Source organism: Staphylococcus sp. NAM3COL9, from assembly GCF_001431205.1.
Classification (GTDB): Bacteria; Bacillota; Bacilli; order Staphylococcales; family Staphylococcaceae; genus Staphylococcus.
Genome location: NZ_LGPC01000011.1, coordinates 172,766 through 186,044, shown reverse-complemented (window position 1 = coordinate 186,044; position 13,279 = coordinate 172,766). Strand labels below are relative to the sequence as shown.

Here is a 13,279-nt window from a genome sequence, read left to right as displayed (position 1 = left end):
TTTAGATAACACTATTCATCTTCAAGAAGCGTAGTTTGTTTTTCATCTTCTTCTTCTTTAACATCACCATCAACAATGCCTAGTGCTTCACGCAATCTACGATTAATATCTTCTTTGATTTCAGGGTTTTCTTTTAGATATAATTTAACATTTTCTTTACCTTGTCCCATACGATCTCCATTGTATGAATACCAAGCACCTGATTTATCTACAATTTCATTTTCAACACCTAAGTCAATAAGTTCTCCTTCTTTAGAGATACCTTTACCATACATCATATCCACTTCTGCAACTCTGAATGGCGGTGCTACTTTATTTTTCACAACTTTAATTTTCGTTCTATTACCAACAATTTCTTGGCCTTGTTTTAATTGTTCAGCACGACGTACTTCTAAACGTATAGAACTATAGAATTTTAATGCACGTCCACCCGGTGTTACTTCAGGGTTACCGAACATCACGCCTACTTTTTCACGAATTTGGTTAATAAATACTGCTGTTGTTTTTGATTTAGAAATAGCACCTGAAAGTTTACGCAATGCTTGTGACATTAAACGTGCTTGTAAACCAACATGTGTATCACCCATTTCACCTTCAATTTCAGCTTTTGGAGTTAATGCAGCAACAGAGTCAATAACTACGATGTCAACAGCACCACTTCTTACGAATGCTTCAGCAATTTCCAGTCCTTGTTCCCCATGGTCAGGTTGAGATAAATATAGATTTTGAATATCTACACCTAAAGCTTCTGCATAGACAGGATCTAACGCATGTTCCGCATCAATAAACGCCGCAATGCCACCATTTTTTTGTACTTCTGCAATAGCATGTAATGCTACTGTAGTTTTACCAGAACTTTCTGGTCCATATATTTCTATAATTCTTCCTTTAGGGTAGCCACCTACACCTAACGCATTATCCAAAGTAACTGAACCACTTGAAACGCTAGAAACTCTTTGGGCTTTATTGTCACCCAATTTCATAACTGCGCCTTTACCAAATGATTTTTCCATATTTTTAATTACTGTATCTAAAGCTTTCTGACGATCGTTATCCAATGCTGGACCTCCTAATTGAGATTAATCTCTGTAAAATATCTTAAACCTACTATACCTTGATTTAAATAATTGCGCAAGCGTTTTGCGAATATTTGTTCGCTTATATAGACGAAATCTCCAACAAAAACAGAACACACGTGCTACGTTTTTAAGTTTTTGTAGCCTTTAAATGCTTATTTAAACCAATTTAGTAATCGTATTAGTACATAATTTTGGGTTCTGCTTTTTATTGAATTTCTTCTTTGCGTCATTTTAAAGGACTGAATTTCAAGTCGCTCATTTTCTAAAATGCCTAAATAAATTGCATCATTATGATACATTACTGAAATACCTACTTCTGTTTGATACAAATCTTTAACGATATTGGCAGAAACAGAAAGTTGAGTTTCAATTGTATCATGTTCATCTATAAATTGCGTATGATGTGGTAACATCCCTTGAAGCAATTGTGATGTATTAAAATTCTTCAGTCTAGAATATAATTCTCCATCTGTAACAGCATCATATATTGCAAATGATTGATCAATTTCATCCATCAGAGATTGTTCCAGTAATATATCATCAGAACCATAATAATATTCGCCGATACGTGATAAAATCTCTAATTTAATAGGAGCGATAAGTTGCTCACATTCTCGTTGCGTATCTCCATTTGCCGTCAATCTAATATTAACTTCATGCGTGCCAGCTAATGGCGCAATGGTAGGATTTGTTTGTTCATCTATTAAATCCATTAATACTGTTTCTACTTTAGATTCGCCGATGCCTGCAAAACGCAATAATTCTGAGAATATAGTGCTTTCACCATTTAAGAAGAATGGCAAAAGTTCATTTTTAGCCATAGGTTGCATTTCTCTTGGTGGGCCTGGTAACAATACAATACGTCTTTCATCTTGATCTATTAACATACCTGGCGCCATGCCAACTTTATTTTCTAATACATGTGAACCTTCTATGACTAACGCTTGTTGGCGGTTATTTGGAGTCATTTCAATATTCTGTTCTTCGAAGAATTGTTCAATGTAATTCAATGCATGTTCATCAATGACTAATTCTCTACCTAATACCTTAGCGACCGTATGTTTCGTTAAGTCATCTTTAGTTGGGCCTAAGCCACCAGTCAGTATAACAGTGTCATAATGATTAAATGATGCTTTTATCACTCTTTCTAATCGTTCTGGATTATCACCGATCACAGTATGTTCTACCACACTGTGACCTACACCATTCAGCAATTTTGATAAATATTGACCATTGGTATTTGCTATTTGCCCTAACAATAATTCTGAGCCTACTGCAATAATAGATATCTTCACAACTTCTCCTCCTCAACATCAAGTTACATGATTTACTTTAGTTTATACTTTTTGCGCACTTAAAAGCGAGCGTTAAATTTTTTCTGCGATAAACTTAATTATAAATCTTAATTCCTTAAAAAACTAAGGATTAGATTTTTATATCTTTAAAAAAACTTCGTAAATCTTAATAAACTAATTGTTATACTATTTTATGAAATGAAATAAAAACAGCCCAAATTTTATCGCTTTGGACTGTTTTACTATATGATATTACATGATTTTATTGGTAAGTATGGACGTTAACACAGTTAACGTTTAATTATTTTGCTTTAAATACATCTCTACCTTTATAGAAGTATTCAATTCCAGATAATATTGTGAAGAATACACCTATGTATAACAGAACTTGTCCTAGTTCAAAACCAATCCAAGTCGCTAAAGGGTCACCTAGGAGAATCCAAACAATTGCAACCATCGTAACAGCAGTTTTAATCTTACCTAATTGCCCAGCGGCACTTACAAAACCTTGCTCAATTTGTAATAAACGTAATCCTGTTACAGCGAACTCACGTGCAATGATAATAATCGCAACGATTGAATTTGTTAAATCAATTTGCACAAGTGCGATTAAAGCACTTGAAACGAGTAATTTATCAGCTAATGGGTCCAAGAATTTCCCCATATTTGTTACAAGTTCCCATTTTCTTGCTAAATAGCCATCAACAAAATCACTTAATGACGCGATAATAAAAATAATACCACTAATTAATAATTCAATTCTAATTTCATTACCACCGATAAATGAAACGTTACCAAATCCAAAATCTACCAATGCAAATAGAAGAAATATTGGAATTAGTATAACTCTAAAAACAGTTATCCAATTCGGTATATTCATAAGAAGTCCTCTTTTCTTTTTTTATAACTTAACCATTGCTTTATACACTAATCGATTATAATACTAAAACAGCTAATATCCATAATAGCGCTGAAATGATAACCACAACGCTTACTATAACAGCTACTTGTAACGGTTCTTTATTCTTACTGCGATATGTTGGCTTATTTTCTTTAGAAAAAACTTCAATCGTCTCTTGCATGCTTTCATCATTATTAGGAATTTCGTCTCTATGTGCTTTGATTAACTGTACAGAATCAATATTAACAGCTTTTGCATATTTTTTAATAAAACCTTCTGCATAATCAACATGATTCAAAGATTCAAAATCATTATTTTCTATCAAAGTCAAAGTTTGACGTTTTATCTGTGTGCGTGTTTCTAATTCATTTAAAGTCATACCCAAACGTTCTCGGCGTCCCTTTAAAGTTTGACCAACTGTGTTCACGATGTCAGTCCTCCTTGATAACTATTCATATTTTTATTCAAAGAAACCAAATCCGCCACCAAAGTCATCGTTACCAAAGTCTAAGTTGTTTTTACTTTTAACAGTTTGTTTCTTCATTTCTTCATAATGAATTTCTTGATTTTTATTTTCTCTTAATTCAATAATATAATCGAAATCGCTCATCTCATAATCACTTGTTTCAACAAATAAGTCAGGATGCTCTACTACCTTAATTGAAGGCAAACTCATAACTTCTTTTACTAATTCTTGGTGTTTTACATTAGATTCTCTTGCAGTTACTGCACCATCAATTATATAAACATGATTAGAATCGTACTCACCTTTAATTAATGAGCTACGCACAGTTTGTTTGATTAATGTAGAACTGATGAATAACCAGCGCTTATGTGCACAGACACTGCCAGCAACAATAGATTCTGTCTTTCCGACCCTAGGCATACCTCTAATTCCTATTAATTTATGACCTTCTTCTTTAAATAATTCTGCCATAAAATCAACGAGCAAACCTAAGTCTTCTCTTTCAAATCGAAATGTCTTTTTATCATCAGCATCTTGCTCTATGTACCTGCCATGTCTTACTGCCAACCGATCACGAAGTTCAGGTTTACGTAATTTAGTAATGGAGATATCATCAATTTCAGTGACAATATTTTCAAATCTACTCACTTTTTCTAAATTATCAGACTTAATGAGTAAGCCTCTACGACCTTCGTCAACACCATTAATCGTTACAATATTGATACCCATCATACCTAACAGACTAGAAACATCGCCTAATAAACCTGATCTGTTCAAAGTTATCTCATATTCTAAATACCATTCTTTTTTAGTAGCTACTGTCATGAAATAAACACCCCTTAGTTTAAAAACAACGGTTATTTTATAATAGACTGGTGCTCAAGTAACGTCTATTAATATCACTTTTTTAATCATGTGATTTATTGTACTGTTATTATATCATTGAATGTTTCATAGTTGGTTTATTTTTTACACAATATTAAAATTTATAAATACCATGCTCCATTCACTTTTTGTACCGTTCCAGTGATACTTTTTGCTAATGGATGACATAAATAACTACACGTATGTGCAACTTCTTCAGGTGCAATCAATCTTTGTTGTGGTAAATCCCTTGTTATTTCACTAAGTTCATCTACCGTCCAGACTTGAGTCATGTTGCCACTTACAAAACCAGGTGCAATAGCGTTGACTGTGACATTTGTCATAGCTAACTCTTGGCTAAGCGCCTTAACAAAACTAATTTGAGCGCCTTTCATAGCTGAATAAACTGTCTCCATGCTTGCGCCAGTTTCGCCCCAAATCGATGAGATAACGATGATTCTACCATTTGTACTTTGTCTTAATTGATCTGCAAAATATCTACTTATTCTTATAAATTGACGCACATGTATTTGATAACTCGAATCGATCATTTCGTCTGTCATATCCTGTAATTGCCCATATAAAGCTGAACCACTAGCATAAATTAAACAATCTAAATTACTTATAAAACCAAAAGTTTTATCCAATTCATTACACTGAGTTAAATCACATTTTACAAATTGTACTGACTTTTGTTCATAGCGGTTTTTTAGAGTTTCTATATTTGATTTATTATAGTGTACGATAACTTCATATCCATTCGTTAACAGGCGATCAACAATTGCAGAACCTATTGCACCAGATCCGCCCATGACCAAAGCTTTCATTTTATTTCATCTCCAAACGACTATCTACAACTTGGGTTAAATTTAAACATGTGTTTGCTGTTTCATTTACGCTGTCTAAAGTGATACTCTCAACAATGTCTAATAAGTCGAATAAGCTTACGCCTTCAAAATAAAGTTTTGTGTATTGATTAGCAATATACTCTGGTGAATTTAAACCTGAGATAAATTCTCCAATAAATTGTTTTTTCAATAAATTAAAGGCCGCTTCATCGCTTAATTTGCCTTGTGTGTTTTCTAATTCCTCTAACAATAGTGTTTTCAATTTATCAGGATATTGCGTTGCACTCGTGATAACTGAAAAGCTATAGGTTGGTTCTAAAACAAATTGATAACCAAATGTTTCATCTATTAAATCTTGATTAAGCAACGTTTGATAAAAATCTGTCTCTTCACCAAACACCATTTCATAAAATAGTGTCATCTCTAAATCTCGTTTAACATAGGCTTCGTTAGGTTCATTTTTTAAAGTTTCATTTTTAAAACCAAGCATCAATCTTGGTGATTGAAGTTTCATGGATTCTGTTACATTGGACTCATTAACTTCGTTTTTTTCATCTAAAGCATCTCTGACAATTTGGGGTTGATTTACTTTGTCTCTTTTATTTTCGTGGTCAGCAATAATTTTATAAATGTGCTCTGCATCTACATCACCTACAACAAATAACACCATGTTCGATGGATGATAGAATGTTTCATAACATAGATACAAATCATCTTTAGTTATTTCATAAATACTTTCAACACTACCTGCGATATCCACACGTATCGGATGTGTTTCGTACATGGCCTTTAATGTATTGAACATTAATTTATAACCAGGTTGTTCTTGATACATTTTAATTTCTTCTTCAATGATTCCTTTTTCTTTATCAACTGTCTCTTTAGTAAAATAAGGCGTTTCTACCATCGTTAATAAACGCTTGATATTGCGGTCTACATTACCAGTAGCACTAAAAAGATAACTTGTTCGATCAAAGCTTGTAAATGCGTTAACTTGAGCGTTGTCTTCCGCAAAAGCAGTAAATAAGTCTTCTTCCTCATTTTCAAATAATTTATGTTCTAAAAAGTGTGCTACGCCATCTGGGACTGTGACATATGTATCGCTACCATGTGGTTTAAATTTATTATCTAAGGAACCAAATTGTGTTGTATATGTTACGAAAGTTTTTTGAAATCCGTTTTTCGGAATAACAAATAATTTGAGTCCATTATTTAACTCCGCTTCATAAACTTTTTCGTCTATTTGTTTATAATACTTTTCATTCATCAGTCATTACCTCCTTTCGTCAAAATGTAAATCGTATCTAATATTGTTTCTTGTGCTAATTGCTGAATATCTGCTCTAGATACATTTTGTATACCTTCAATAAAACTTGTTTCTGACATATCCTCATCAAGTAATATATTATTATTTAATATTTCAATAATACTTTTTGGCCTATCATGAGATTCTTGACGTTGTGAAATAATTACTTTTTTAGCTAGCTCTAATTTATCGTCATCAAATTTACCTTGTTGAAATTTTTCAAATTCAGCTATTATTGTATCTTTAGCTATTTCATATTTGTCAGCTGAAACACCACTAAGAACAAACATGAAACCATTTTTAGCATCCATTTGAGAGTGTATCGAATAAGCTAAGCTTTGCTTCTCTCGTACTTCATTAAATAACACGGACGATGGATCGCCGCCAAACATAACATTTAACACGACCATAGCAAAGTATTGTAAATCTCCATATCGTGCTGGGAATTTATACCCCATATTTAATTTAGCTTGATCCACTACATCTGTTTCAATAATTTCTTGTGGTAAATTATGTGACTTTGGCATTGGCACTGCATTTGATATTTCAAATTGAAATGGGTTGAGGTCAAAATATGATTGAATTTGTGATTTTACCGCTTGCTCATCTACGTTACCTACTACATAGACCGCGCAGTAGTCGTCTTTTAGCATAGATTGATATGTATGATATAAATTTTTTGGTGTTATACCCGATATGTATTCAACTTGCCCTGACGCTATATGGCGATAAGGTTGGTCTCCAAACATATGTTTCAGTAAGTTTAAAAATGCAATTTGTGATTTATTATCAACAATAGCATCTAATTTTTTTGTTAATAACGATTTTTCTTGTGCAACAAAAGTTTCATCAAATTCGTCATCGTTAATTAACGGGTTCCAAATCATTTCTTTTAGCAGATCTAAACCTTTTTCAAATAATGGTGTTTGGTCTTTTAAATAACGTTCATTTACGATTTCTAAAGATATTGTAATTACATGCTTGTCTTTGAATTTTGAAATGAAACTGTTGACGTATGCACCATATAATTGTGATAAGTGTTGGTTAAATGCTTTATCCGTTGGCCATTGCTTTGTCGCACGTACGAGAATTTTGCTCAATAGTGAACGTGCTGTCATTGTTTCACTGTCTAATGGCGCCATAAATTTCAATGTGATTGTGGTTGTTTTAAATTTTGTTGTTGGCATTACTTTTATATGCAAGTCATTTTGCTGTTTATCTATCTTCAAATTGTCATGCCTCGCTTTCATAATTTTGTTTTTATATTCTATTTCTAACCGTTTTAAATTTTACTAAACTACTTTTGAAATAATTAAAAGAATAAAGTATTGGTTGATCATCGTTATCATAATGTATTAATTTCAAAAGCATGAGCCCTTCATGCGGTGATGCGTCTAGCACGTCCGAGATATGAGGTTCATAACTAATTGCCTCAATTTCTGTATTTGCATAGGCAACTTTTTTATTAGCATAAACTTCAATCGCATTTAATAAAGATTCATCACTATTTTGATACTGTGCACACGTTAAATCATCAGCGGGCACTTTATCTAAGCAATATACTACTGGTTGTCGATCTGCCAATCTGACACGCTCTATAATGGTCACAGAAGCTTTATCAGGAATGTTTAATCTTAATGCATCCAATGAAGTAGCTGGTTTTTCATCTAAGCTTATAAATTCTGTTCTAGCGTTAAAGCCTTGTTGTTCTATCATTTGACTAATACTTACAAGTTCACCTAAAGGATAGAAGAATGGGTGCAGTGATTTAACACTCGCACCTTCCCCTAAATTATTAGATAATACTTGCTCTGTAATCAATTCATCCACAGCATCATAAACGTCATCTGTTTTAACATTTAGTGTTCTAGCCACTGCTAAATTACTTGGCAATGGCTCTCCAGGACTCAATTTATCTTCTTTAATTTGTTGAATCATCCACTCTTTAACTTTATATACAGAAGTAAGTTCCATATTTACACCTCATCACTATCTAAATCCACAAGTATCTGTCTAGGTTTACTACCTTTTTGTGGTCCAATAACTTGATTCCGTTCTAAATCATCCATCAATCTTGAAGCTCGATTATAACCAATTCTAAACTGCCTTTGTAGCAAGGATGTACTTGCTTTTTGTTGTTCAATTATAAATATATATGCTTCATCATAAAGTGAATCTTCACTTTTCATTTCTGATTTTTCAACTGGTGCGTCTGGTTCCATTTCTTTAACATAATTCGCTTTTTGTTGTTCAACAACATAATTAACAATATCTTGTACCTCTTGATCACTTAAAAATGCACCTTGCACACGTGTTCTTGTAGAACCACCATTTGCAACGTATAACATATCACCTTTACCTAATAGCTTATCTGCACCACCACTATCTATGATCGTTCTAGAGTCAATTTGTGAACTCACAGCGAAAGCGATTCTTGACGGAATGTTATTTTTGATTATACCAGTTATAACATCTACAGATGGGCGTTGTGTTGCAATAATTAAATGAATACCTGCTGCACGTGCCATTTGAGTAATACGTTGAATTGCATTTTCCACATCTTTACCTGCAACCATCATTAAATCTGCTAATTCATCAACAATTACCACAATATATGGCAACTCAGATTTTTTCTCTTCTAGTTCCATATTTTGTCGTCTAATTGCTTCGTTATAGCCCTCAATATTTCTAGTTGAAGAATGTTGGAATAAATCATAACGTCTTTCCATTTCAGCAACTACTTTTTCTAGTGCTTGTGATGCTTTATGCGGATTTGTCACAACAGGTATAAGCAAATGAGGTATACCGTTATATACATTCAACTCTACCATTTTTGGATCAATTAACATAAGTTTTACTTCATGTGGCTTAGCATTAAGTAAAATACTTGTAATAATGCCATTGATACAAACTGACTTACCACTACCGGTAGAACCTGCTACAAGTAAATGAGGCATTTTATTTAATTCAACTGTAATTGGATCACCTGAAATGTCTCTACCTAATCCAACTTCTAATTTGTTTTTTGCAGGAAACTTCTCATCTAATACTTCTTTTAATGAAACGAGTGATACTTTATCATTCGGCACTTCTATACCGACAGCTGAACGACCAGGTATAGGCGCTTCTATACGGATATCTTTCGCAGCAAGTGCTAAAGCAATATCATTATGTAAATTAACGATTTTACTTACTTTCACACCTTGCGCAGGTTGTATTTCATATTGCGTCACTGCTGGACCAATTTTTATTTGAGTCACTCTAGCATTAACACCAAAGTTTTTGAGGGTTGTTTCTAGTAACTGTCCTTTTTTTTGTACTTCTGCTTTAGATGTAGCTTTTTGCTTAGCAGGTTGATTGAGTAAGGAAAGCGGTGGTATTGTATATGCTTCGTTTTCTACCTCACCTGCTTCAGATATGGAATTTGCACCATCTTCATCTGACGGTTGCTCAGAGTCATCTATCAACTGATCTAATGAAACTTGTTCCTCTTTAGAACTTTGTTGTGATGGCATTATCCCATTTGTGCCTTCTTGATCTAACATACGCTGACTGCGTTTATATTTTTTATTTTGCGTAGATTGAGCGCTGTCATCATCGTTATCACCATGCCCAAATATAGGTATGGATTGTTGTTGTTCTGTAGTTGAACTTGAAACTTCAGGTAAATCACTTACATCTTTAACTTCATTATTCGATTCATCTTGAGTGGTAGCTTGCTGAGCTTGCAATTCAGCTTTTTTCTCTGCTTTCACACGCACTTTAGCATCTCTTTTAATTTTGTTTTGTTTTCTTTTTTCTTTTAATTTTACTGAAGCATCTTGACCTTTAATTTTCATCTTTTCAAATATGATCTTCGACACATCACGATGACTTTGTTTTAAAAGTAAAATTGCGCTTGAAGCAATCAATAAAATTGTCACAATAATAATACCAACAATAGAAATTAAAGGCGTGAATAAAGTTAATAAGTAATACCCTATTAATCCTCCACCAAAACTAGGAAAGTTTGTCTGTACATAAGCTTTATAGACAAATGATAATACCGGTTCTCTTTGCGCTTGTGCATTATTAGTAAAGTAAAAAAAGATTTGTGTCACTAACAATAGTGCAAATTGTAATATAAAAGCACCTACTGTACGTCTTGTCTTCGGTAAAGCTTTATAATAAGTAATAAATATTGTACCTATCAATAGTAATATATAGGTTAAGTAACGGCTATTACCGAATAAATAATTTAAGAAACTATCTATCATTGTTCCAATAATACCAAGTTGAAACGTGCCTAGTACAATTAATACAAAGACGATAATAGCAAAAACATATCTCATAGGACTGTCGCTTTGTTTTTTCTTTTTATTTGTTGTTTTCTTTCTTGTATTTGATGGCTTCTTATTTGTATTTGTTGGTTTTCTCTTAGTTGTAGTTCTCTTTTTTGTTTGTGCCACGTTCCACACCTACTTTTCTAACTCTGATTTCAATTTTAATTTAGTCATATCCCCATTGATTGTTATGTGAATCACTTTTATTCATCGTAAAAAATATGTATCCAGTTTTTTATATAAGTATGATTATATAAAAAAGTTTATTTGTATTCTATAATAACATAAAAGAGGTAAGACAATGTGCGCTTTGAATGGATTTAAAGTTTGCTTGCATGTCATATTTAAGATATAACAATCAACTGCAATCTACTTTTAAATATGTTTACCTAAGCGTTTGTCTTAACCTCTTTGTTTAGTTTGGAAATTATTAAATTTCGGAAATAACTGGAATAATCATTGGACGACGTTTCGTGTTTTCAAATAATAATTTGCTAATTTGATCACGCATACTTTGTTTGATTTCAGACCATTCAATGCGTTTCTCTTGTAGTCCTAGTTCAACGATTTCACGTACTTTCTCTTCAGCTTCATTTAATAAAGCTTCACTTTCTCTAACATAAACGAAACCTCTAGATTGAATTTCTGGTCCAGCTGCAATTCGTCTGTTTTTCGGATCAAGTGTTACGACCGCAATAAAGATACCATCTTCTGCTAATAAATGACGATCTCTCAGAACGATGTTTCCTACGTCTCCAACACCAATACCATCGATAAGTACATTACCAAAATTCACTTTTTCATTTAAAATCATTTCGTCACCATCATAGTTAACGACATCTCCTTTTTCCACAAGGAAGATTTTCTCAGGTTGTACGCCTGATTCATTCGCTAATTTTGCATGAGCAATTTGCATTTTAAATTCACCATTTACAGGTATAAAGTATTCTGGTTTCATAATGTTGATCATCATTTTCAATTCTTCCATACAACCATGACTTGAAGTGTGTATTTTTTTACTACTAGGTAAGATTTCTGCACCAGCACGCGCCAATTCATTTAGCGTGTTACCGACGATGACTTCCATACTTGCAGAAGCAGTAATTGCTAGGAATACAGAATCCCCTTGTTCAATATTCATTATTTTATGTTTCTTTTGAGCCATTTGACTTAATGCTTCTACTGGTTCACCTTGCATACCAGTTGCAATAATAATAACTTCGTTTTTAGGATGGTTTTCAACTTCATTAATTGGAATTAATAAGTCTTTAGAAATATCGAAATAACCCATCTTTCTAGCGATATTAAATGAACTTTCTAATGAACGGCCTAGGAAAGAAACTTTTCTATTCAACCTCTGTGCCAAATTCAATACTTGCTGAATGCGTATAAAGTTCGATGCGTAACAAGAAACAATTAATCTGCCTTTAACTTTAGTAAACGCATCATACATATGTGATTCAATTACATTTTCTGGTGTATTATAACCTGGCTTTTCTGCCTCAGTGGAATCACTGATGAGCGCAAACACACCTGCTTCACCTATTTCAGTCATTTTTTTCAAGTCTGGTGCGTAATGACCTTGTAGACTTTGATCAAATTTAAATTCACCAGTATAAACGATGGCACCATACGATGTATGAATACATACACCTAAACTGTCTGGAATACTATGCGTTGTATTGAAAAATGTGATATTTACCCCTTTAAAACGCATAACTGATTCATTATTCACTGTATAATATCTTACTTTTTTATTAACATTGCGTGCTTTCATATTTTCTTTAATTAACGCAATTGTTAGTTTAGAACCGTACACAGGTGCATCTACTTGTTCTAATACATATGTGACAGCCCCAATAGCGTGCTCGTGACCATGCGTTAAAAATATACCTTTTAATTTTTCTTTATTGTCAATGACATATTGAATGTCAGGAATTACAATGTCCACACCTAGCATTTCATCTTCTGGGAACATCAGTCCAGCATCTAACATGAACATTTCATCGTCTACTTCAACGACATACATATTTTTCGCAATTTCTCCAACTCCGCCAAGTGGAATTATACGAATATTTTTATTTTTTTTCTTAATTAAACTCAAAATGTTACCTCCTATTTAAATTCCCGTCCATATATAAACTCATAGTATATTATAAGTTAAAATAGACTTTATGTACACTATTAAAGTAATTACT

The 13,279-nt window shown here is 32.9% G+C and carries 11 protein-coding genes; all 11 read right to left on the bottom strand.

Annotation, left to right across the window (positions count from 1 at the left end):
* Positions 1-11: 11 nt before the first annotated feature.
* The 11 genes from recA to rnjB all read right to left on the bottom strand — a co-directional run bounded on the left by recA (position 12) and on the right by rnjB (position 13,185).
* On the bottom strand, positions 12-1,058 hold the full coding sequence (recA, locus tag ACA31_RS03845) for a recombinase RecA (protein WP_057512053.1): 1,047 nt from the start codon (positions 1,056-1,058) through the stop codon (positions 12-14).
* Positions 1,059-1,231: 173 nt separating this feature from the next.
* Positions 1,232-2,374, bottom strand: a complete 1,143-nt coding sequence (locus ACA31_RS03840) for a CinA family nicotinamide mononucleotide deamidase-related protein (protein ID WP_057512052.1) — start codon at positions 2,372-2,374, stop codon at positions 1,232-1,234.
* A 301-nt stretch (positions 2,375-2,675) separates the two neighbouring features.
* Entirely contained in the window at positions 2,676-3,254 is a 579-nt protein-coding gene (gene pgsA / locus ACA31_RS03835; protein WP_057512051.1) for a CDP-diacylglycerol--glycerol-3-phosphate 3-phosphatidyltransferase, read from the bottom strand.
* A 55-nt stretch (positions 3,255-3,309) separates the two neighbouring features.
* Positions 3,310-3,702 (bottom strand): helix-turn-helix domain-containing protein, encoded by a 393-nt coding sequence (locus ACA31_RS03830; protein ID WP_057512050.1) that lies wholly within the window; start codon positions 3,700-3,702, stop codon positions 3,310-3,312.
* A 33-nt stretch (positions 3,703-3,735) separates the two neighbouring features.
* On the bottom strand, positions 3,736-4,566 hold the full coding sequence (locus ACA31_RS03825; RefSeq protein WP_057512049.1) for a YmfK family protein: 831 nt from the start codon (positions 4,564-4,566) through the stop codon (positions 3,736-3,738).
* A 161-nt stretch (positions 4,567-4,727) separates the two neighbouring features.
* Entirely contained in the window at positions 4,728-5,432 is a 705-nt protein-coding gene (ymfI, locus tag ACA31_RS03820) for an elongation factor P 5-aminopentanone reductase (RefSeq protein WP_057512048.1), read from the bottom strand.
* Between the two features lies 1 nt (position 5,433).
* On the bottom strand, positions 5,434-6,720 hold the full coding sequence (yfmH, locus tag ACA31_RS03815; protein ID WP_057512047.1) for an EF-P 5-aminopentanol modification-associated protein YfmH: 1,287 nt from the start codon (positions 6,718-6,720) through the stop codon (positions 5,434-5,436).
* Positions 6,720-8,009, bottom strand: coding sequence for an EF-P 5-aminopentanol modification-associated protein YfmF (gene yfmF, locus ACA31_RS03810; RefSeq protein WP_057512046.1), 1,290 nt, complete (start codon positions 8,007-8,009; stop codon positions 6,720-6,722). Before yfmF ends, yfmH begins: the two co-directional genes overlap by 1 nt.
* Before the next feature lie 10 nt (positions 8,010-8,019).
* Positions 8,020-8,733 (bottom strand): GntR family transcriptional regulator, encoded by a 714-nt coding sequence (locus ACA31_RS03805; protein ID WP_057512045.1) that lies wholly within the window; start codon positions 8,731-8,733, stop codon positions 8,020-8,022.
* Positions 8,734-8,735: 2 nt separating this feature from the next.
* On the bottom strand, positions 8,736-11,207 hold the full coding sequence (locus ACA31_RS03800; RefSeq protein WP_057512044.1) for a DNA translocase FtsK: 2,472 nt from the start codon (positions 11,205-11,207) through the stop codon (positions 8,736-8,738).
* Between the two features lie 304 nt (positions 11,208-11,511).
* A complete protein-coding gene (gene rnjB, locus ACA31_RS03795; RefSeq protein ID WP_057512043.1) occupies positions 11,512-13,185 on the bottom strand; it encodes a ribonuclease J2 in 1,674 nt (557 codons plus the stop codon).
* Positions 13,186-13,279: the final 94 nt, after the last annotated feature.